General features: G+C 29.6%; 26 protein-coding genes. All 26 read right to left on the bottom strand.

Translation table 11 applies throughout. From position 1 onward, the window contains the following. Window positions 1-75 precede the first annotated feature (75 nt). Entirely contained in the window at window positions 76-1,479 is a 1,404-nt protein-coding gene (locus CDIF1296T_RS02370; RefSeq protein WP_009895355.1) for a tetratricopeptide repeat protein, read from the bottom strand. 31 nt (window positions 1,480-1,510) lie between these two features. Continuing rightward, a complete protein-coding gene (locus CDIF1296T_RS02365; protein ID WP_003425190.1) occupies window positions 1,511-1,885 on the bottom strand; it encodes a FliM/FliN family flagellar motor switch protein in 375 nt (124 codons plus the stop codon). 2 nt (window positions 1,886-1,887) lie between these two features. Further along, window positions 1,888-2,769, bottom strand: coding sequence for a FliM/FliN family flagellar motor switch protein (locus CDIF1296T_RS02360; RefSeq protein WP_009895353.1), 882 nt, complete (start codon window positions 2,767-2,769; stop codon window positions 1,888-1,890). A gap of 22 nt (window positions 2,770-2,791) precedes the next feature. After that, window positions 2,792-3,553, bottom strand: a complete 762-nt coding sequence (locus CDIF1296T_RS02355) for a flagellar basal-body rod protein FlgG (RefSeq protein ID WP_009895351.1) — start codon at window positions 3,551-3,553, stop codon at window positions 2,792-2,794. A 20-nt stretch (window positions 3,554-3,573) separates the two neighbouring features. Next, window positions 3,574-4,347 carry a flagellar basal-body rod protein FlgG gene (locus CDIF1296T_RS02350; RefSeq protein ID WP_003435967.1) on the bottom strand — a complete coding sequence of 258 codons (774 nt, stop codon included), beginning with the start codon at window positions 4,345-4,347 and terminating at the stop codon, window positions 3,574-3,576. 210 nt (window positions 4,348-4,557) lie between these two features. Next, window positions 4,558-4,980, bottom strand: a complete 423-nt coding sequence (locus CDIF1296T_RS02340) for a hypothetical protein (RefSeq protein ID WP_009888101.1) — start codon at window positions 4,978-4,980, stop codon at window positions 4,558-4,560. 15 nt (window positions 4,981-4,995) lie between these two features. Next, window positions 4,996-5,697 (bottom strand): sigma-70 family RNA polymerase sigma factor, encoded by a 702-nt coding sequence (locus CDIF1296T_RS02335; RefSeq protein WP_003435969.1) that lies wholly within the window; start codon window positions 5,695-5,697, stop codon window positions 4,996-4,998. 13 nt (window positions 5,698-5,710) lie between these two features. Continuing rightward, entirely contained in the window at window positions 5,711-6,589 is an 879-nt protein-coding gene (locus tag CDIF1296T_RS02330) for a MinD/ParA family protein (RefSeq protein ID WP_009895347.1), read from the bottom strand. Further along, on the bottom strand, window positions 6,586-7,602 hold the full coding sequence (gene flhF, locus CDIF1296T_RS02325) for a flagellar biosynthesis protein FlhF (RefSeq protein WP_009895345.1): 1,017 nt from the start codon (window positions 7,600-7,602) through the stop codon (window positions 6,586-6,588). The genes CDIF1296T_RS02330 and flhF overlap by 4 nt, the downstream gene beginning before the upstream one ends. Then, on the bottom strand, window positions 7,577-9,652 hold the full coding sequence (gene flhA, locus CDIF1296T_RS02320) for a flagellar biosynthesis protein FlhA (protein WP_009895344.1): 2,076 nt from the start codon (window positions 9,650-9,652) through the stop codon (window positions 7,577-7,579). Before flhA ends, flhF begins: the two co-directional genes overlap by 26 nt. Before the next feature lie 8 nt (window positions 9,653-9,660). Beyond that, window positions 9,661-11,475: a fused FliR family export protein/FlhB family type III secretion system protein gene (locus CDIF1296T_RS02315; RefSeq protein ID WP_018112702.1), complete on the bottom strand. Its 1,815-nt coding sequence runs from the start codon at window positions 11,473-11,475 to the stop codon at window positions 9,661-9,663. Window positions 11,476-11,486: 11 nt separating this feature from the next. Then, a complete protein-coding gene (gene fliQ, locus CDIF1296T_RS02310) occupies window positions 11,487-11,756 on the bottom strand; it encodes a flagellar biosynthesis protein FliQ (RefSeq protein WP_003435976.1) in 270 nt (89 codons plus the stop codon). 12 nt (window positions 11,757-11,768) lie between these two features. Continuing rightward, window positions 11,769-12,434, bottom strand: coding sequence for a flagellar type III secretion system pore protein FliP (gene fliP, locus CDIF1296T_RS02305; RefSeq protein ID WP_003435977.1), 666 nt, complete (start codon window positions 12,432-12,434; stop codon window positions 11,769-11,771). Next, window positions 12,435-12,809 carry a flagellar biosynthesis protein FliZ gene (locus tag CDIF1296T_RS02300; RefSeq protein WP_009895342.1) on the bottom strand — a complete coding sequence of 125 codons (375 nt, stop codon included), beginning with the start codon at window positions 12,807-12,809 and terminating at the stop codon, window positions 12,435-12,437. Between the two features lie 14 nt (window positions 12,810-12,823). Beyond that, window positions 12,824-13,267, bottom strand: coding sequence for a flagellar basal body-associated FliL family protein (locus tag CDIF1296T_RS02295; RefSeq protein WP_003435981.1), 444 nt, complete (start codon window positions 13,265-13,267; stop codon window positions 12,824-12,826). Window positions 13,268-13,278: 11 nt separating this feature from the next. After that, window positions 13,279-13,974, bottom strand: a complete 696-nt coding sequence (locus CDIF1296T_RS02290) for an OmpA family protein (RefSeq protein ID WP_003435983.1) — start codon at window positions 13,972-13,974, stop codon at window positions 13,279-13,281. Continuing rightward, complete coding sequence (locus tag CDIF1296T_RS02285) at window positions 13,964-14,782, bottom strand: motility protein A (RefSeq protein WP_003425220.1); 819 nt, start codon at window positions 14,780-14,782, stop codon at window positions 13,964-13,966. The genes CDIF1296T_RS02290 and CDIF1296T_RS02285 overlap by 11 nt, the downstream gene beginning before the upstream one ends. Further along, complete coding sequence (locus CDIF1296T_RS02280) at window positions 14,782-14,985, bottom strand: flagellar FlbD family protein (protein ID WP_003425222.1); 204 nt, start codon at window positions 14,983-14,985, stop codon at window positions 14,782-14,784. The genes CDIF1296T_RS02285 and CDIF1296T_RS02280 overlap by 1 nt, the downstream gene beginning before the upstream one ends. 12 nt (window positions 14,986-14,997) lie before the next feature. Then, window positions 14,998-15,981: a flagellar hook-basal body complex protein gene (locus CDIF1296T_RS02275; protein ID WP_003435994.1), complete on the bottom strand. Its 984-nt coding sequence runs from the start codon at window positions 15,979-15,981 to the stop codon at window positions 14,998-15,000. Window positions 15,982-16,007: 26 nt separating this feature from the next. Further along, window positions 16,008-16,616 carry a flagellar hook assembly protein FlgD gene (locus CDIF1296T_RS02270; protein ID WP_009895341.1) on the bottom strand — a complete coding sequence of 203 codons (609 nt, stop codon included), beginning with the start codon at window positions 16,614-16,616 and terminating at the stop codon, window positions 16,008-16,010. 17 nt (window positions 16,617-16,633) lie between these two features. Beyond that, the gene (locus CDIF1296T_RS02265) at window positions 16,634-17,839 is read right to left on the bottom strand and encodes a flagellar hook-length control protein FliK (RefSeq protein ID WP_009895340.1); all 1,206 of its coding nucleotides are present in this window, start codon (window positions 17,837-17,839) and stop codon (window positions 16,634-16,636) included. A gap of 27 nt (window positions 17,840-17,866) precedes the next feature. Then, window positions 17,867-18,313 (bottom strand): flagellar export protein FliJ, encoded by a 447-nt coding sequence (gene fliJ / locus CDIF1296T_RS02260; RefSeq protein ID WP_020397802.1) that lies wholly within the window; start codon window positions 18,311-18,313, stop codon window positions 17,867-17,869. A gap of 31 nt (window positions 18,314-18,344) precedes the next feature. Continuing rightward, window positions 18,345-19,664: a flagellar protein export ATPase FliI gene (gene fliI / locus CDIF1296T_RS02255; RefSeq protein ID WP_009895338.1), complete on the bottom strand. Its 1,320-nt coding sequence runs from the start codon at window positions 19,662-19,664 to the stop codon at window positions 18,345-18,347. A 3-nt stretch (window positions 19,665-19,667) separates the two neighbouring features. Continuing rightward, a complete protein-coding gene (locus CDIF1296T_RS02250; RefSeq protein ID WP_225722701.1) occupies window positions 19,668-20,408 on the bottom strand; it encodes a FliH/SctL family protein in 741 nt (246 codons plus the stop codon). Continuing rightward, on the bottom strand, window positions 20,392-21,462 hold the full coding sequence (fliG, locus tag CDIF1296T_RS02245; RefSeq protein WP_009895336.1) for a flagellar motor switch protein FliG: 1,071 nt from the start codon (window positions 21,460-21,462) through the stop codon (window positions 20,392-20,394). Before fliG ends, CDIF1296T_RS02250 begins: the two co-directional genes overlap by 17 nt. 12 nt (window positions 21,463-21,474) lie before the next feature. Next, window positions 21,475-23,025: a flagellar basal-body MS-ring/collar protein FliF gene (fliF, locus tag CDIF1296T_RS02240; RefSeq protein WP_009895335.1), complete on the bottom strand. Its 1,551-nt coding sequence runs from the start codon at window positions 23,023-23,025 to the stop codon at window positions 21,475-21,477. Window positions 23,026-23,048 lie beyond the last annotated feature (23 nt).

Genomic DNA, 23,048 nt, shown 5'->3' with positions numbered 1-23,048 from the left:
TTTAAAATGGTATGTCAATATATTATAATCATATTATTTTAAAATAAAATAATTTATTTTTCTTATCTAATTTAACTATTCTTCTTTTAAAATTTCTTTTACTTTTGAATTATTATACATACTATTTGGTACCTTATTAACCAACTTCTTTAATGTCAATTTAGAATTTTTTAAATCACCATTGTTATAGTACATCATACCTAAATTATAATAAGATTCATCAAAATAAGCATCTTTTTCTGAGTAATTTTCTACATACATTTTATAATATTCTTCAGCAGTTTTATAGTCTTTTAACTTTTCACTTAGAATAGCAACTTGATAAGTTGCTTCAGATGTATTCCCTTTATTTTCACCTATATCTGCAACTTTCTTATATAGTTGTATAGAAGATTTAGTTTTCTTTTCTGATTTTAAAGTATTCGCCTTAGACATCAATTCATCCTCTGTAAATAAGTCAGAATCTTTATCATCTTCATTTTCTACAGTATTTTTTTTAGATTTTACATCATCCTCTTTATTAATGTTTTTATTACTCTTATTTATATTAGAAGCCTTACTCATATCTTCATTTTCTTCTATATTATTTTCTTTCTTAGTCAAGTTAGAATCTATTGACTCTTCATTTTTGGTTTCATTATTTTTAGATATTTTATCAGTTAAATTATTCATCTTATAAGAACTATATATACTTTGTCCTACTAATAATATTCCTAATATTATGGCTATATATAGGTATTTATTTTTTTTAATACTTTTTTTCTTATTAGAATCTGAACTTTTCTGGTTTTTGCTTGAACTCTTTTCTTTAGTTACATCATTATAATCATTAATTTTATGGTTACTACTACTTTTATGTAAGAACTCATTCTTATAATCATCTACTTTTATATTACTTTTAGTTTGTATATTAGCACTATTATACATATCTAATGTGTTATTTTCTTGATTTAATAAATAATTTTCCTTATCAATAATCTTCAATACTTCTAAACATTCATCAAATTTTATATATTCTTCTTCCTTGTCATACAGTAAGGCAAGCAATTCATAAGGTTCTATTAAATCACAGTATTGCTCAGTTATAAGTTTAAACCCTTGTATAGCTTCTTTATACATTCCTCTGTTTATTAACCTTATGAGTTGATTGTACCTTTCAAAGAAAATTAAAAACTCCTCAGATGTAAGCATGTTTATATACTTTTCACACAGAGCAGTTTTTTCACAAAGTGAACTCTTATAGAAACTTTCTACAGCCTCATCAAAATTACATTTTAGTAAATTTACAAGACCTGTGAGATTTAATATATCAACATCATCTGGGTTTAAATCTCTTGCTTGTTTTAAAAATTTCAATCCACTCGATATACAATTATTATTTATATTATTAATAGATTCATTATATAGAGAACATGAGTCTTTTTTATTGAGTTTTAATATATCTTTTTTTATATCATTTAAGTTTAAAATAAGTACCACCTCATGCCTTAAGTATTAATTGATGTTATCTCTAAACAAGAGATTTTACCATATCTTCTTCACTTACTATACTTGTTATCTTTACACCAAAATTTAAATCTACCACCACTACTTTTCCATAAGCCAACACTTTATTATCTATTAGTATTTCCACATCTTGGTCTGCTAAAGTATCCAGTTCAATAAGAGAACCTTTATGTAGGTTTAAAATATCTCTTAGAGTCATCTTAGTTCTTCCTATAACCACAGATAATTCTAACTTAAGGTCAAGTATCCTTTGTATATTATTTCGATTAACTTCAGACACATCTAAGGCTAACTCATCATCTCCATCAACTTCACTTTCAACTTTATCATTTAATAGCATCTTTGCTTCTTCATCTGAAATAAGATTACTATTGTCCATAACTACACCTCTTTTCCAACAGCATCATTTATTTTTACACCTTTTTTACTTGATATAAATCCTGGTGTTGCTGTATATGATTTTGAATTTTCTACAAATATATCTATATAATCATTTATTTTTTTATTTGTTACTATTACATCTCCAACTTCTAGTTTAAGTAAGTCTTCAACATTAATTGATACTTTTCCTATCTCTGCAATAACCGATAATTCTATATTAGATACACTATTATATATTTTTTTGGTAAATTCCTCTGAATCATCTCCTATATCATTATCAAAAAATTCTATAACAGATATACTTTCTAACAGAGCTTCTAAACCATTGTATGGAAAACAAAGAGAAACACTTCCAATATACTCATTATCATTTAGCACTTTTAAATCTACAACGCATACTGGTGCAGTTGGAGAACATAATTGTGGTAAATTAATATGTGTATGTGTATCCAATACTTGTATATTTTCAAAACCCTCAAATAAGTGCATATTTCTTACTAAATCATCCATAAGGTGTAAAAGCACTTTTTTATCAAGTTCTGTAAGCTCTCTATCATTATCCTTTACAACTCCAGTTCCTCCAGAAGTTATATCAATCCACATATCAGCTACACTTCTATCTATTCTAAAAGAAAAGTTTTTCATAACAGGTTCCATTGCATTTTGTACTACTACGCACGAAGAAGTTACTCTATCTAAAAAAGTCTGATAATTTACTTGGTCTATACTATCAACAACCATACTAGAATTACACTTAAGTTCATAAATTATATAGTTTTTATATTTTTTACAAAATTCAGCTAATAAAAAATTTAAACAAGTTAAATTTTCTCTTGAATAACTCTGAGGTTTGCCAAAATCGTACTCTTTCATATCATTCATGAATATTCCTCACCTTACATAATTATTTAGCTCTTAAATTATTCGCTATTTGCCACATTTCATCTGCTGTCTTTATTCCCTTTGAGTTCATTTGAAATGCTCTTTGAGTGGCTATTAAGTCAACAAATTCTTCTTGTAAAGAAACATTTGACCTCTCTCTATAGCCTTGAACTATATCGACTTTCTCAACTTGTTTAATCTGTGCTGCATCAGTTGCGACGAATAAACTATCTCCTTCAGATATAAAATTTTGAGTTCCTATAGGTTGATATAAGTTGATTTTTCCTATTTTTTTATTATCTACGAATAGCTCTCCATTTCTTGAAACTGTCAGGTTTGTACTATCTATATTTGTATTATTATAGTTATATCCTGCATCAAATTGGACATCTAATATATTTCCATTATCATCTACAATCTTACCTAAAGCATCTACATTAAATCCACCATTTCTTGTATATGCATATGTACCATCTTTTCTTATCACTCTAAAGAATCCTTCTCCATCTATCGCCAAATTACTCTTACTATCTGTAGGAGCCAATGCACCTTGTTCATAATTTCTCATGGGAGCTGTTGCCTTAGCTCCTGTTCCAGTCGATATATCTTTACCATTTGTAGGGTATGATGGTCTATTTAGTACTTCATCCACTAAATCAGAATATTCCATATTTATTTTTTTATATCCTGTTGAATCAGAATTTGCTATATTGTTAGATATTATATCTAGTTTACTTTGATTTGCTGATAAAGCTGTTTTACTAGTATAAAACATTGTGTACATAAAAATTCACCTCCTATTACCTATCTTACTGAACCAATCTCACTTGCTATTTTTGCTAATTTAGAATCCATAGCCTGAATTATCTTTTGATTTGCCTCATATTCTCTTGATATTGTCATCATATTATTAATTTCAGATACCATATCTACATTAGAGGACTCTATCGCACTTTGTATTGTAAGTGCATTATTTACTTTCATAGCTCCTCCTCCAGAATATAAGTTATCTCCTTCTTTTTTTAAGTTATTGTAGTTATTAAAATCTACAATATTAAATTTATACATAGCATTTCCGTCTAGTGATATTGTATTATCTTTTGCCACTTCAAATTTTTGATTTCCTACATTTATATGACCTACAGCACCAGTAGCAGTATTCGTCCCAAGTACATAATACCCTTCACTTGTTATAAGGTCACCTTGATTGTCTGTTCTGAAGTTCCCATTTCTAGTGTAAAATTGATTTCCAGCTGCATCACTAACTAGAAAAAATCCCTTACCTTGAATAGCTACATCCATTTTATTATCAGTAGTTTTTATAGGTCCTTGATTAAAATTTGTGATAGTTTCATCCATAGAAATACCTGGACTTATATCGCCTATAATCTGCTTTTGTTTAGTTCCATTTGCGTAGTTATTGTAACCTTCCAACTTTAATTCATCAAAACTTTTAGTCAAAAGTTGTTTACTTTTATATCCATTTGTATCCATATTAGCTAGGTTATTGACAACAACATTTTGCTTTTGTTGATTAGTTATCATAGCAGAAACTGCTGTATATAATCCTCTTATCACATTATGACCTCCTTTTTTGTAAATGTCTAAACAGTATCATCTATTCTAAGACTTTCATCTCACTTGTATATTTCATGCCTAACGCTCTGGCCTTTTTTTCTATCTCTGCCTTACTCATATCATTATTACTAAAAAGCATTATACATAAAGTTGATATTAATATACCAATACCTATTCCTAAGAATACTTTTTTATCACATAATAATATCCTTATATTTTGTAACAACTCCTTATTAATGACAGTTCCCCCTTTCCAATATCTAGCATCTTACATATTTCCACATCATCATAACCTGAACTTATAAGATGTTTCACTTTAAGAGATAACTCATTTTCTTGTCTTACTTCCTTTTTTGATTCTATAAATATGTTTTCCTTTCTTTCTTCATTAGCCTTTATTAGGTTATAATTTTCATAAACTTTTATATGATTATTACTTCTTATTTCAGCAAGTACTTTGTCTAAAAAGAATCTTCTTTTTTCTGCAATTATTAATCTATCATTTGCTTCATATTCTTGCTCAAATATTTTATCAAAGTATCTGTTATCTTTATTTTTTGATTCCTTATGTAAATTTATAACTATAGTTACTATTATTAAAATAGACACTACTATTAATATAATTTGTATCATCTTATCAATCACCATCTATATAGAATATTTAAGTTCTTTTATCTTGTTTCTTAAGTTTCTTATTGATTTTCTGTGGAGTTGTGAAACTCTTGATTCTGAAACACCTAGCACTTTCCCTATCTCCTTTAGATTTAAATCTTCATAATAGTACAGTGAAAGTATTAATTTTTCTCTTTCATTTAAATTACTAATTGCTTTGGATAGAATCTCTAACTTTTCTTCTTCTTCTATTATATTTTCTGGAGCTTCCTCTTCTCTATCACTTATTACATCTTGTACAGTTTCATTTGTATCTTCAAAGATTACATAGTTTAATGATACAATATTTAACATATCTATATTACTTTCGATATCATGAAGTTCTTTTTCTGAAACCTTTAATTCTTTTGCAATTTCATATGAAGTTGGCTCTCTTAATAATTTAGATTGCAACTTTTCTACCACTCTATTATACTTATTTACTTTAGTTAGATTATGTTTAGAAATTGGACTTTGATTTCTAATTTCATCTAATATAGCAGATTTTATTTTTATATAAGAGTAACTAGAAAACTTTGCCCCTTTTTCAGCATCAAATTTATTTATTGCATCAATCAATCCAATGACTCCACTATTTACTAAGTCTTGATATTCAAAACCTTTCCCTGGTATAAAAAATTTTCTTGCTATACTCTTTACAAGAGGCATATTCTCTTTTATTAATTCTTCTCTATTCATTAACTACGCCTCCTTAGCTTTTAAATATACTAAACATCTTTCTTAGAAAACTTTTATTATCAACAATATCTTCTCTTGACTGACTTACCATTCTCTTTGCTATGGCTATAATACATTTTGATGCAATACTTGTAGGATATTCTAAAATGAATGGTATCTGTTTTTTTACACATAAACTTACTTTTTTGTCATCTATTATATATCCATACAATTCCAGATTAAGGTTTAGAAATTTGTCCACAACCATTTTTATTCTTTTGTATGTAGATTTCGCTTCTTCTAAATCAATTACCCTATTGATTATTATATTTGCACTTTTCTTTATGCCAAAATTACTTATAGCTTTTAATAAACTATATGCGTCAGTCAATGATGTCGGTTCTGGAGTTGTTATTAAGAAAAATTCAGTACTACAGTATATAAATGACAATAGGCTTTTGCTCATACCAGCTCCTGTATCAATTATTATAAAATCCACATTGTGAATCTGTTCTATGCTATGTATAAACTTATTTCTTTGAGCTTCTGTAAAGTCTTCTATATGATTAAGGGCAGAACCTCCAGATATTACATTTACACCATACTTAGTCTGTGAAATTATATCTTCTATATTTTTTTCGCCATTAATTACATCAATTATAGTCCCTTTTACATTTACCCCCATTATTATATCTATATTAGACATTCCTATATCTGCATCTAATATAAGAACTTTTTTATCAAGTTTGGTTAAGCATATAGACAAATTTGTAGCGAGATTACTCTTTCCAACGCCGCCTTTACCAGAAGCTATTGTAATTATCTTAGGCATATTCTCATTCTCTACTATAATCTCATCAGAACCTCTTTTTTCCATTGCCATTTTTCTCAAAATTTGAGCTTGGTCTATCATATACTTTCAACTCCTAATAGTAATCTTATAATCTTATCTTCATTAGGTTTTATAATATCATCAGGAACATTTTGTCCTGTTGTAATATATGATATTGGTTTTTGTGCATAATTCATTATGTTAAATATTGAGCCATATGTTATTGTTTCATCTAACTTTGTAATTATTAAGCTTTTAAAATTCACATTTCTATATGAATCTATAATTGCTTTTGTATCACTTTCTCTTGTTGTACAGTTCAAAACTAAATGTATATTATCAGTTTCAGCTTTATCTATAAGATTTTTGATTTCTAATATTTGCATAGAGTTTTTATAGCCTCTACCTGTTGTATCTATTAATACAACATCACAATCTTTCATCGCATCAAGTGCCAATTCCATCTCATCAGGGCTTATTACCCCTTTAAAAGGAATATTCATTATATCAGTATATATCTTTAACTGTTCTACAGCACCAATCCTGTATGTATCTATAGTTATTACTCCTACTTTTTTATTTTCCTCAAAAACTAATTTGGCAGCCAACTTTGCTATTGTAGTCGTTTTACCTACTCCTGGTGGTCCAACTAAAGCAATTTTACCATTTATTGCTTGATTTTCTATTTTAATCTTTTTCTTTAGACTTTCTACTAAATTTTTACTTGTATCAATTCCATTGAACTTCATTTCTTGTAAATCAGCTTTTATAAATTCTACAATTTCTTGATTTAAATCTAAGTTTAGTAAATTCTTGCATATTTTATCTATATCATTATCATTTTTATTATCAAACCCCATATTATTTATAATTGACTTTAGTTGTTCTATCTCTCGTTTTAAATCTTTTTGTTCTAAATTATCTTTCTTTTCCCATCCAATAGTCAATTCAATATCTTTCTTTGAAAAAATGCCTCTTATTCCAGATTTTCTTACCTCTTTTTTATCTATTAATGTAATATTGTCACCCAATTCCATTTTGGCTAGATTCATAGCATCTTGAATTGTGTTAGCTGTATACTTTTTCGTCATCATATATGCTCACCACACCTTCTGCTTTGATTTTAATATCGTTAGGTATTTCATTTAATGATAATACAGTCAAATTAGGATATACAATTTCAACTAATTTTCTAAATGGAGCTCTTATCTTTGGTGATACTACTATTACTGGTATATTATGATTGAAATATACATTGTTCATTACTTCTTGTATACTCTCAAATATTTTATTTGTATTTTCTGGGTCAACTGCTGGATAAGTTCCATTTACAGACCTTTGTAAATTATTAGATACCAATTCTTCAGTTTCTGGAGACAATGTAGCCACTACAATTGCCTTATCTTCATCAACTAAATTATTACAAATACTTCTAGCCAAAGCTATTCTTACATATTCAGTAAGAAGCTCTATATCTTTTGTATTTCTAGACTGGTCTGCAAGTGTCTCAAGTATTGTAACTCTATCCTTTATATTTACTTTTTCTCTTAACAGATTTTTAAGTACTTTTTGAATTTCACCAAGTGTCATTAAATCTGGTATCAATTCATCTACTACAGCACTATAATTTTCTCTTGCTGCATCTATAATAGTCTTAACTTCTTGTCTTCCCAGTAATTCGTGTGCATTTGATTTTATTATATCTAGTAAGTGAGTTATAAGTATTGTGGATGAATCTACAACTGTATAACCCTTTAGCTCTGCATCTTCTACCTTGTCACTTTCTATCCAAAGTGCCTCTATTCCAAAAGTAGGCTCAATTGTCTTTATTCCAAATATACTAAATCCTTGATTCATAGGATCCATACATAAAACCATATTAGGCATTATCTCATACCCACCAACTACATTCCCTTTTATTTTTATATTGTATTGGTTTGGATTTAACTGTAAATTATCTCTTATTCTTATAGGTTGTACGACTATACCCATGTCTATTGCACATTGTCTTCTTATTGATGCTATTCTCTGAAGTAAATCTCCTCCTGCTGATTCATCAGCTAAAGATATTAAACCATATCCAATTTCTACTTCTATTGATTCTACATTTATTAAGTTTGTTACATCTTCTACTTCATTTTTATCTGGATTTACCATATCAGGTTTTTCAAACTCCAAGTCTTCTAAAGTATCTTTCTTTTCTCTTCCTAAAAAGTAACCTGCTGCTATAGCACCTATACCTAGTGAAAAAAATGCTGGTTTAGGTAATCCAGGCATCATACCAAGTACGATTAGAACACAGCCAGTCATCATTACTGCTTTTGGTATTGCTGTTAACTGTTTACCTACTAATCCACCAAAGTTTTCATCAGTAGAAGCTCTTGTTACGATTATACCTGCTGATGTAGATATTAATAGAGCAGGTATCTGGCTTACAAGACCATCCCCTATAGTAAGTCTTACATATGTCTGTGCTGCACCCATAAGAGTCATATTCAGCATTACAGCTCCTATTACAATTCCACCTATTATGTTTATTGCTGTTACTATAAGACCTGCTATGGCATCTCCCTTTACAAACTTATTTGCTCCATCCATAGAGCCATAAAAATCTGCTTCTTGCTGAAGCTCTTTTCTTCTTTTTCTAGCAGTTTTGTCATCTATAACTCCTGCATTTAAATCTGCATCTATACTCATCTGCTTACCTGGCATGGCATCTAACGTAAATCTAGCTGTTACTTCAGATACTCTTCCAGAACCATTGGTTATAACAACAAATTGAACAATTAATATAATTAAGAATATAATTATTCCTACTACGTAATTTCCACCTACAACAAAACTTCCAAATGCCTCTATAACTTCACCTGCATATCCCTGTGTTAAAATCAATCTAGTTGATGAAAGATTTAATCCCAATCTAAATAGTGTTGTCACAAGTAACACTGTTGGAAATATAGATAAATCAAGTACATTTGTTGTAAATAGTGTCATTAGTAAAATTAGCACAGATAAACTTATGTTAATTGCCAGTAAAATATCTAATATAAATGTAGGTAACGGCACTATCATCATAAGAACAATCCCTACAACACCAAATGCCACTATTACGTCCATATTTTCCTTTAAATTAAACTTATTCATTACTTATCCTACCTTTTGGGGACTTTGTATCTATTTTTGATTTTATATACTGCTACTAATATCTCTGCAAAAGCTTGATACATGTCCTCTGGAATTTCTTGGTCTATTTCTACTTGCTTATATAACAACCTAGCAATAGGTTTATTTTCTATTATAGGTATGTCATTTCCCTTTGCAATTTCCCTTATTTTAAAAGCTAAATAATCTGCACCTTTTGCCACCACTACTGGAGCTTGGTCTTTCCCTTTTTCATATCTCACTGCTATAGATAAGTGGGTTGGATTGGTTACTATTACAGTAGCACTTGGTACTGCTTGCATTGTCCTTTGAGACGAAATTTGTCTTTGTTTTTGTTTTATCTTAGCTTTTACTTCTGGGTCTCCTTCTGAGTTTTTATATTCATCTTTAACTTCTTGTTTTGTCATTCTCAGTTGCTTTTTATGACTGTATCTTTGATAAACATAATCTGCAACTGCTATAGCTATCATAGCTACACAAATCTTACTCAATATTGAATATACTAAGTCTTTAACTGTGTACATTAAAGTTGGTAGGTATATGTTACCTAACTTTAATATATCTAAATAATTATCTTGGAAGAATGTATATCCTATGTAAGCCAAAATAGATATAATCGCTGTATCCTTTATTAAGGTTGACAAACTTCTCATAGAAAACATGTTTTTGAATCCACTAATTGGATTTAATTTTGATAAATTTGGTTTTAAAGTTTCACCAGTAAACAGTATTCCCACCTGAAATAGGTTTGCTATTATGCCTAAAACTAAAAAGGGAATAGCTATTGGTAAAAATATCTTAAAAAAATCCATTAATCCTGCTATAACTAATTTCTCTAGGTTTGAATAATTTATGTTCATATAAAAATCTAGACTCAAAAAATAATTAAGCGAAGATTTAAGTGTATCTACTACATATGAAAATAATGTAGGTACTAATAAGGTGAATGCAAGTAGAGTCATTGCAACGGGTAATTCTCTACTCTTTGCTATATTACCTTTCTTTCTTTGTTCTCCCTTTTTCTTTGGAGTAGCTTCTTCTGTTTTATCTGCTGAACCCATAAAAAACATAGGAGCTAGTGCAAAAGTTCCCTCATACATCTTTGGTATTTGACTTAATAAATGACTTATTTGATTGACAATTAAAGGTATTGATATGATAAATAATGCAATACCAACCAATATTTTTAATGGCATACCAACTATCATTACATTTAATTGAGGTACACTTCTTGATATAAGCCCTAAAATAAAATCTGCCATAAGCAGACAAAGTACAATAGGTATTGCTATTTTGAATCCAGTTAAAAAGCACTGCACAAATATGTTTATTATATAATCTATGTTATTATCTACAAATGGTTTTCCTATTGGAATTAACTCAAAACTATACCTTATACCTCTAATTAAAACATGATGACCATCCATGTTAAAAAATATCATAAGTGCTGTCCAGTTCATAAGATTATCAATTAAAGTTGTCTGAGTCATTGAATTTGGGTCAAACATATTAATCATTGATAATCCCATCTGTTGGTCCATCATAGAACCCGCCATTCTGATACTATAAAAACATAGGTTGGTTATATATCCAAGCATAATCCCAGTTATGGTCTCATTTACACTATATAAGGTAAACAATACAATGTTGTCTATATTTGTTGCATATTCAATTTGCATAGTACTTGAAATCAATATTGATATAATGATTGCAAAGAGTGACTTAAATAAAGCAGGTGTACCAGCTGGAAATAGTATTCTTAGTGTTCCAAAGAATGCTACTATTCTAATAAATACAAAAATCATATGTATCCTACTTATTTAGTTATAAGAGATATCATATTGAATATCTCAGAAGTAAAACTAATAAGAGTATGTAACATCCAGCTTCCACCGATAGCTACTACTAAAAGAATAGCTATTAGTTTTGGTACAAAAGTCAATGTTTGCTCCTGGATTTGAGTTGTAGCTTGAAACACACTTATTAAAAGCCCAACTACAAGAGAAACAATGAGTACTGGAGCTGCAATCATAGCTCCTGTAAACATGCCATTTTTAAGAACACTCATTATCATAAATTCACTCATACTATTTTTCTCCTATCCAAATCCCAATATCAATGTTTTTACTATCAAGTTCCATCCATCCACCATTACAAATAATAATAACTTAAATGGTAATGATATCATGACTGGAGGCAACATAAACATACCCATAGACATCAAAACACTTGCCACAACAAGGTCTATTATCAAAAATGGTATATATATTAAAAAACCTATTTGAAAAGCAGTTTTTAGTTCGCTTATAGCAAATGCTGGAACTACAACAGATAGTGGTATATTTTCACGAGTTAATTTCTTTTCTTTTAAACCAGCCTGTTCTACAAATAAATCTAAATCTGTCTGTCTGGTTTGTGTTAATAAAAACTCTTTAATAGGTCCTTCTGCTTCCTTCATAGCTTCTTCCATAGTAACTTCTTCTTTCATATATGGTTGTAATGCCTTTTCGTTTATCTCATTTAATACTGGTCTCATTATAAATATTGTCAATACTATTGCAAGTCCTACCAAAATTTGACTTGGAATTGCTTGCTGTGCTCCTAATGCTGATTTCAAAAATGATAAACTTATAACTATTCTGACAAAGCTTGTCATCATGAACATTACAAATGGTAAAAACATTAATGCAGTTAGAAATAAAAACAATTGCATTGAACTTGTATATGGTACATCAGCCAAAGGTAATTTTGATAATAGTTCCATTTACTTATCTTCCTTTTTTGTAAATTTTCCAATATATCTACTGAAATCATATTTCTTTTTAATTCTTTCCATTTTAAAATCTTGAATTTTAAAATTTCTTTCTTTAATGTCGTTTTCTATTTTTAATACTTCTTCTTTGGTCAAATCTTTTATTTTACTCATGCTAGAAGAAGAAGATGCCATAATGCATCCTTCTTCACCTATTTTTAAAATTATTATGCTATTGTTTTTACTTATATTTACAATATCTAGTATTTTTACATATTTATCATTATATTTTTTTAATAAAGTTCCTTGGCTAATTTTTAAAGATAAGACTATCAATATTAAAATTATTGGGATACATATTAATATTTTTAGTAAATAAAGTATCATGTCTTACCATCCTTTTATTGCACTACTATATTTGTGAAATATATATTTTGAATTACATTTTCACCTAGTTGTATATTTAATGTATTTTTAATTTCTTCTTTTATGTTCTTTAAATTATCAGCAGTAAAATCATCTGCCCTTTTTGCCATAAAACAATTTATAATATTATCCCTAATTAAAGGCGTATTTTTTTCTATATCTTTATATGAAGAATCATAAGATACAGTTATTGATACTTTTAAATATCTTACACCTTCATCAGCTAACTTTAATACCATCTCTTCTAAGTCAAGATTTTCGGTCTTTACTTCATCTTTACCTTTTCCTGTTGGAATAAACAAACCTGCAATCTTGTCAACTTGTTTATTTCCACCTTCTCCTAATATAAAAAAACCTGCTCCCGCTGAGAAAATAATCAGTATCAAAATAATTATAATAATTTTTTTATTTTTGAACAAACCTCTTCCTCCTAGTCAATAGTTATAAGTATATTAACTCTTCTATTCTCAGCCCTTCCCTTTGCTGTTTCATTTGAAACCAAAGGTTGATACTCTCCACATCCTGTTGCCGAAAATAGTCTAGGGTCCATGCCCTTTTCTTCTACAAAGTATCTTACAACACTTACTGCTCTACTAGAAGATAAATCCCAATTGGATTCATGTGTACTTGATTTTACAGGTACATTATCAGTATGGCCTTCTATAACTATCTTATTTTTCATCATCTTTATCATGTCATATACTTTATTAAGAGTAGCTTTACTATCTACTTTTAACTCAGAAATCCCAGAGTCAAATAAAATTGAATCATCTAACTCTAGTAAAATCCCTCTACTATCATCTTTGACTGTTACACTATTTTGTAAGTTAGAATTATTAACTTTATCTTTTAAATCCTGTTCTAAATTTGATTTATCATTTTTATCCACTAAAACACTGTCTATTGGAGATTTCTCACTTGTACTTGAACCCGTACTAAATATACTTGTCCCAGAAAACTGACCTTTTAACGCATCTGCTATGTTTTTAAATTTTTCCATATCTACAACTGATGTTGCATACAATAATACGAAAAATGTAAGAATCAGTGTTATAGTATCTGCATAAGTAGCCAGCCATGCATCTGGATTTATCTCATCCTTTTTCTTATTTTTTTTACGCGCCATTGCTCATTGCTCTTTCTGTATTTTTATTGGATTTCATAATTTCTAACTTCTCATTGTTTGAAAGGTATGTGGCTAAACGTTCCTCAACTACTATACTGCTCTCCCCAGATTGTATGCTTATTATACCTTCCAACATCATTTCCTTTACATAAATTTCTTTTTCAGTCTTCTCATCTATATTATATGCAATTGGGTTCAAAGCGATATTGGCAAGTAAAGAACCATAAAACGTTGTAATTAATGCCTTTCCCATGCCAGATGCTATTAAATCTGGAGATGTAAGGTCAGCTAACATTTGTATTAAACCTATTAGTGTTCCCAACATCCCAAAAGCAGGTGCAAAGGTTCCCCAAGTTTTAAATAGTTTAGAGTATCTGTTATTTGTATCTTCAACAGAATCTATCTCTAGTTCTAAGATGGACCTTATCTCATTGATTTCCAATCCATCAATACACAGCTCTAACCCTTTCTTCATAAATGGATCTTCTATTCCCATTACATCACTCTCTATTGATAAAAGACCTTCTTTTCTAGCTTTTTTAGAAAGTGTTTTAAATTGTTCTAGTAAATCTAACTTTGATACACTCATTGTCTTAAATGAGTATTGTAATGCATTTTTTATAAGTTTTATATCATCTATAGTAAATGTAATCATTAGAGCTCCAAATGAACCAAGCACTGTGATTAATATTGATGAAACATCAAAAAAATTCTTTAACCCTGAACTACTTCCTTTTGCGGCACCAACTAAAACTAATACTGTAGATACTATTAGTCCAATAAATGTCAGTGAATCTGTTTTTTTCATTATTTTTCGCTCCTAATATAACCTACATTTATTTTTCTTTTATACTTTATTACTTTATCTACTATCTCATCTACCGACTCTTTTACAAGGTTTTTTTCTCCTGTTGTAAGGAGAATCCTACTTTCTGGTACAGAATCAATCCTCACTATAAGGTCTGAATTTAATATGTATTTTCTTCCGTTTAAATCCGTTACTCTTATCATAATATGTACCTACTATCTCTTAAGATTTATTATTTCTTGAAGTATCTCGTCTGATGTCGATATTATTTTACTGTTTGCTTGGAAAGACCTACTTGCTATTATCATTTCTGTAAATTCTTCTGCTATATCTACATTGGAAGCTTCTATTGCCCCTTGTATTATTGTGCCTGTAGCTCCTGCTATTTGTGGGTCTCCTGAGTTTGCTGATGGTTTAAACAAGTTTCCTCCTTCTGCATCTAGTCCTGCTGGATTTTGGAATGCATATGTTTGCACTTTTTGTATTGTACCTTTTAATTTATCTATTCCAGCAGGTGTATCTCCTACCTTAGCACCATCAGGTATATCATAGACAAATTGAGTTCTTTGACCATCACTCAATAAAAATTCTACTGTTCCATCCTTTGATATATTATACTCTAGTACATTTTGAACTGTTCCATCCTTAGGACTTATACTTTGAAGTGGTATTACAATAGGCTCTTTTCCTTTAGCATCACCCTTTTTAACAAATTCTCCAGTATCAGCTTTATATTCCCCATCATAAATCATACCTTGTAACATATATCCATCACCATTTACAAGTCTTCCACCTTTAATATTCTTCAAAGCACCATCAGCTGCTTTAAATCCTGTATCTAAATTAAAAGAACCATCTCTCGTATACATAACTGTTCCTTGTCTTACTACTGGAAGATATCCATCTCCATCTATCATTAAATCAGATGGTCTATTAGTTGGTTGTACATTTCCTTGTACCATATCTTTATTTATACTTGATATCTTACTACCTACACCTACTTGTCCTAAGTTTGTTCCTCCTAATGCAGCTGTTGGAGCACTTGCATATAGTACAGTTTGATAAAATGAATCTGTTATTCTAGCTGAACTTTTCTTAAAAGAAGTAGTTCCAGCGTTGGCTACATTGTTACCTATTACATCTAATTTTGTTTGATTTGCTTTCATTCCACTTACACCTGAATACATTGCTTTTATCATGAATTTACCTCTTTTCTCATTTAATATTATGCTTCTTCTGGAGATTCGTGTTCTGAAGAATCATTTTCTTCTCCTGAATTTTCATCTACCTCTCCTATTTTAAGTAATTTTTCATATTTAACACCTACAGTTTTGTCACTTCCATCTACTTCTAATTCTAAGTGTACTTCCCCATCTTTTATATATGTGGACTTTACTACTCCTACAATGTTTTCATCTTCTTTCTCTTCCCCAGATACTTCTACTTCTTTACCAATTAATGATGTTGCCATACTTAAAGCAGAGTTTATTAGAGTGGAATTACTTAAGGCTAAAAGTACATCTAGCTTCTCATTCATAGCTGACATCTTTTCTAAAGTTGCAAACTGTGCTAATTGTGACACATATTCTGTTGGGTCTTGCGGATTCATTGGGTCTTGATTACCCATCTGTGCCACAAGTATCTTCATAAACAAGTCTTTATCAGCATCATCACCTTGTCCTATAATTGGAGTCCCATTGTCTGTTACTGTCTGATTTCCTTTGCTTCTAACTTGTTTATTGGCAATATCATTAATATTTCTTTCAAGTTGGCTTAAGTTATTTGACCTATAGTTTCCCTGAGTTCCTGCCAAAGCCGTTGCTATTCCGTACATGCAATACTTCCCCCTTACTAAGCTAGTAAATCTACTCTATCATCATCAATAGTATTTTCTTTAATGTCATCTTCTATGACTACATTATTATGCTTATCATTTGTATTCTTCTTACTCATGTTTTCTTGGTTATTTTGTCTATTCTGTTGTTCAAATGCTTTATCAAAGGTATCAGATGTATTTGTATTATCGCTGTGCATTTGCACTGATACATCTTTTATATTTACATTAGTAAGTTCAAGATGTTGCTTTAAATCTGCTATGTTTTTATTTATAGAGTCAAAGACATCTTTATTGAAAACAGTCACAACAGCTCTCATACTTTCACCATCTTTTAACAATTGTATATTCATATCTCCTAATTCTTTTGGTCTTAATTTAATTGTCAATTCTTGTATATCATTTGTTTTCATATGCTTAATAGCTTTTATAGAGTCATCCATTACATTTGATTCTATCTGTTTTAAATTGACATTATCATTTTTAATTTTATTCATATCAACATTTTTATTTATTACTTGTCCAAAATTCCCACTCTTATTTCCATTTACCCCTGCTAGTTTTTCCAAAATATCAGAGCTATCATCTTTCTGTTTATTTGAGTTAAGATTATCCATTCTATTGCTATCAAAACTATACAAATCTATATTTTTAGTATCATTTTCTGTAGTTTTAGTAATTACTTCAATATCTTTATTAGCATTATCCTCCAAAAGTTCTCTTAATTTAACTATGTCTAAATTTTCTATATCATTAGAGTTATTTATATTAGCTTTATTTAGCTCTGAATTTTGATTTGCAATCTTATTTAATATATTTTTATTAAGCTTAAGTTCTTGTTTTAATTCATCTGATATACTTAGTTTTTTTATATTATTCAATATAGTGTTTATATCTTTATCTTTTTTATAATTCTCTTTTAAAAGATTCAGTAATTGCTGCAAAGCTTCATTATTATTACTACAATCTTTTTCATATGTATTTTCATCTTCTAAGTGATTACTTTTATCTTCATCTAAATGACACTCATTATCACTATTTTCCGGTCTATCTGAGCTAACATTTTGCTTACTTGTTTCTCTTCTATCTTTAACCTTTTTATGGTCTGTTGTCTTATATAGATTATCTTCAAATTTATCATTTTTTATATTTTTATTCTTAGATGAGTTTTTTCTATTCCCAATATCTTTAATAATATTATAAGAATCTGCTTGTATCTTCATACAATAATATCCTCACTTCCTACTATTTTATAGAACTTGTCTATTTCTCAAATAACTCATGCTTGCAAACTCATCATTAGTGCTTTGTTCTTTTAACTGTTCTTCTTTATAATACTGTCCATATTTTTTTTCTTTTAATTTTTCTAATGACTTTCTCTCTATCTGTTTGCTTATAAGCTGTTTTCTAGCTTTTTCAAGTTCATTTGTCGACTTATCCAGTTTTTCTGATAAATCCATTATAGAGTTGTTTAAAGCTAGCAAATAGTTAATAGTTATTTTTTGATTTTGAACACTATCATTATTTTTACCTATAGAATATTTGCTGTAATTACTTTCTAAGTTTTCTAAATTAGTTTCTATATCTATTTTTTTTTGTTGAATCTTAGCAAATTCCATTTTTATCTCTTCTTCATCTTTTATTTTTAAGTCTAAAACTTTCTGTAATCTAAACTTAAAATTTTTATCCAATTCCATCACAACCTATTCAAATATTTTTTTAAATTGTTTATTCAAAGATTCCTCTTAAACTACTTATAGTTTCATTAAAAGAGCTCTTTTCATTTATTCCTTGTTTTAAAAAATTAATAATATGCTCATGATAGTAGATTGCTTCATCTATTTTTTTGTTTGTACCTGAAGCATATGCACCTATATTTATCAAATCTTCTGCTTCTCTATACTCAGCAAGCATATCTCTCGCAAAAGATGCTATTTTTATGTCTTCTTTTGAAGCAATCTCATTCATAAGTCTGCTTAAACTGTTCAATACATCTATAGAAGGATAATGATTCTTATTTGCCAAGTCTCTAGATAAAACTATATGACCATCAAGTATCCCTCTTGTTGTATCTGCTATTGGCTCATTAAAGTCATCTCCATCAACTAATACTGTATAAAATGCAGTTATAGAACCTTTATCTGATGTCCCTGTTCTCTCCATAAGTTTTGGTAAAATAGCAAACACAGATGGTGTATATCCTTTTTGAGCTGGTGGCTCTCCTATTGCTACACCAACTTCTCTTTGTGCCATAGCAAATCTAGTTACCGAGTCCATCATAAGTATTACTTTTTTGCCCTGGTCTCTAAAATACTCTGCTATTGCAGTAGCAGTAAGAGCACCTTTTAGCCTAACCAAAGGAGCTTTATCTGATGTTGCATATACAACAACAGATTTTTTCATTCCCTCTTCACCTAAATCTTTATCAATAAAATCTAATACTTCTCTTCCTCTTTCTCCAATAAGGGCAATTACATTTACATCTGCTTTTGCATTCCTAGCAATCATACCTAGAGTCGTACTTTTACCTACTCCACTTCCTGCAAATATCCCTATTCTCTGTCCTTCACCACAAGTAGTAAATGCATCTATTGCTCTTACACCTGTTTCCATTATATTTCGTATCTTTTTTCTCTTCATTGGATCAGGAGGTTCATTGTTCAAGTTGTATCTATCTCCTAAAACAGCATCTGAGTTATCTATAGGATTTCCAAGACCATCAAGTACTTTGCCTAGTAAATTATCGCTACACATAACACTTAAAGGTATCCCCTTAGAAATAACTTTACAACCAGGAGCTATCAATGTTAACTCTCCCAACGCCATTAATATGACTTCTTTATCTTTAAAACCCACTACTTCACAATTCACTGGTTTATTGACTTGATTGTATATAACACATAACTCTCCAACAAAAGCTTTTATTCCTTCAACTTCTACAGTAAGTCCTATTATCTTTTTGACTCTACCTTCTGATATAGTGAGTTCTAAATTTTCTATTTTCTTATTTATTTTGTCAAAATCTATAGATATATCAGTTTTATACATACTTTATTCACCAAGCAATTCTTCTTTTAGTTTTTCCATAGCACAATCGATACCAACTATTATTCTTCCATTTTCCTTTTGGATGATAGCATTGCCTTTATCTATACTATCATCTGCAATAACAAATACACTTGATTTTAGTGATGTTTCTTCTTTGAATAATTCAAACTCTTTCTCTATATTATCTTTATAGAAAGAATTACATCTTACTATAAATGAACTACTTCCTTCATAATCTTGAATAATTTGCTTTAACAAATCACTCATAGATTCTTCATCTTCGAAATGCTTTTTTAGAACAGAACTAGCCATATTAATAGCAAGTCTTACAATCTCTTTATTTTTTTCTTTTATGTACTCAGTCATCTTCTCATTAGCTTGTAATAGTATTAAGTCTGCCTGATTTTTTATAAAATCTGCTTCATCTTTAGCTTTTTGGGTATATTCATTATATGACTCTTTATATCCATCTTCATATCCATTTTTTTGACCTTGACTATACCCTTTTTCATATGCTTGCTTTTCTATATTTTGTGCATTCATTTTTGCTTCTTCTAATATCTCATTCTTTTTTATCTCAGCAGATTCTATAGCTTCTTTTATTACCTCATCCCTAAATCTACAATCATTTTCTTTATTTACATTTGATTCTCCCACTCTAACTTTATCTATTATGGTTAAATCTAGCACTCCTTTATATAATGCTTTTTTACTTTTAATAATCTTATTATTCAACAAAGTCACCACCAAAATTCCTTACAATAGTTATGGCACCTTCTCTTTCAAGTTTTCTTACTATATTTGCTATCTTTTGTTGAGCAGCCTCAACCTGTGTAACTTTTATGACACCAACCATTTCCATTTCTTCTCTAAGTGCCTCTGCTGCCCTAGAAGATTGATTTCTATATATAGCATCTGAAATCTCATCATCCACACCTTTTAAGGCATATACTAAATCTTTCATAGTCACTTCTTTTAACACTTTTTGTATACTTATATCATCTAACTTGACAATATCTTCAAAGACAAATATATGAGATTTAATTTGAGCTGCTAAATCCGGGTCTTGTTCTTCAATAGTTCCCAAAATATTCTTTTCTGTTTTTCTATCAGAATTAATCAATATTTGAACTAAGGTAGACACTCCTCCATAATCCTTAAAATCATCACCACTCATTGAGTGTAATTTATCTTCTAATGAACTTTCAATTACTTTTATTACTTCTGGAGATATTGAACCCATTGAGCTTATCCTCATAGCTACTTCATTTTGTAAATCAAAATCTAAGTATGATAAAACTTCTGCTCCATTTTCTGGCTCCATATGTGCAAGTAAAACGGCTATAGTTTGTGCACTTTCATTCCTAAGTATTTCTAATATTTTCTTTACATCTAGTTTTATAATATGTTTAAAAGGCTTTGTGCTTGTATTTATTGATATACCTTCAAGTAATTTGTTTGCTTTGGCATTTCCTAAAGCATTGCTTAACAACTCTCTTGCATATTCAAGCCCACCTTCTATAACATAATCTTTTGCCCTATTTATTTCTACAAACTCTTTTAAGATTTCTCTTCTTTCTTTTGAAGCTATTGAAGAAATATTTGCAATTTCCAAACCTATTTTTTGAACTTGTTTATCAGGCAAGCTTTTTATTATATCACTAGAAACATTTGGTCCTAATGTCATTAATAATACAGCAGCTTTTTTTAAACCCTCACCTTCTATCTTCTCTTTCTTATCACTCTCATTTATATCACTTAAGTCAAACGCATTAACATTTGTAATTTCCGTGGACACTTTCTATCCCCCTTACTCATTTAACCAAGTTTTTATTATCTCTGTTACTTGGTCTGGCTTTTCTTCTGCATACATTTTAACAGCTTCCTCTAATGTCAGTTCTGGGTCATCTCCTAATAGAGGATTATCTTTTCTATCAACAGAATCAGATTTAGAAATATAATCTTCATCTTCATAATCCATATCTTCTCGTTCACTTCTTTTCTTATATATCAAGTATCCAATAGCTCCAATTGCTACTACTGCCACTACTCCAATAACTGCTTTTATTATGTTCTTTTTAAATCCTTCTTTTTTAATCTCTTCCAGCTCTTGTTTAGCCTCTTTCTTACCTTCTGGGTCAAATACCATTGAAACAACGCTAAGAGTATCTCCCCTCGCTCCATCCATACCTATAGCATTATTAACAATATCCTCTACATCAGCTTGAACACCTTTAGCTATTTTTCCATCTATTGCAACAGAAGCTGTCAATCTATTAAGTTCTCCAGGCGCAACTATAGTATGAGTTTCAATCTTACCTGTTTCATACTCAAAACTCTCATCTAAACTATCTTCTGTATTAGTACCATTGTTATTTCCTTGGTTATTCATGTTAGCATCTACACCTTGAACATTATTTGTAGCAGATTTAGATGAATTTTTCGACCTTGTCTCTTTTATTGCAACTTTATCAGGGTCAATTTTTATCTCAGTTTTTTCAGCTGTATCAAAACTTAAATCAGCATTTACTGTAGCTTTCACCTTTCCCTTACCAAATATTGGTTCTAGTATTTCTAAAATAGACTTTTCTAGTTGTTTATTCAATGCTTGTTCAGATGCCTTATTTTTATCAACACTAATGCCACTATTTATTGGTTGATTATTTTCATTAACATTTTCATCCTCCAAAATACCTTCAGATAATAAATTCATTTTGTTATCAATAACCTGAACATTTTTCTCTGGTATATTTGTAACGCTTCCTGATATAAGTGCCATAACAGACTTTATTTGGTTTTTTTCTAAAGTCGTCCCTGGTTTTAGCATCAAATAAACTGCTGCACTCCCTGGAACAGCCTCCTTCTCAAATACTGATGACTCTCCAAATGTTATATGTACTCTAGTGTCTTCCACTTGTGGAAAACTCTTTATTGTTTTTTCTATTTCACCTTGTATCATTCTTTGCTTCTTAATCTGAAACTCTTCATCAGTAAGTCCTATTGATGAACTATCATCCATTAGTGCAAATCCTTTAGAACCACTTGTAAGACTTGGTGCTAACTCCAGCCTTAACTTATCAACTTCTGTTCTAGGTACATAAATCGTACTTCCCTTTACCTTAGTATCTATCTTTTTAGACTCTAATTCTGCTGATATATCTGCAGCATCTTGAACATCTAGTTCTGAAAATAAGACTGCATACTTATTTTTGCTCGCAGATATTGCTGTAAATACTAGCGCTAAACATATAGCAATAACCCCTATACCTAATGCTATTTTAGTTCCCTTTTTTAGAGAACTTATCTTTGTCCTAGATTTAGCAACTTGCTCTTTAATCTTATTTTTAAAACTGGCTATCATTGATTATTACTCCTGTTCAAAAG

The organism is Clostridioides difficile ATCC 9689 = DSM 1296 (assembly GCF_001077535.1).
Lineage (GTDB): Bacteria > Bacillota > Clostridia > Peptostreptococcales > Peptostreptococcaceae > Clostridioides > Clostridioides difficile.
The sequence above is the reverse complement of the archived record's forward strand: the minus strand, read 5'-3'. Positions and strand labels throughout refer to the sequence as shown.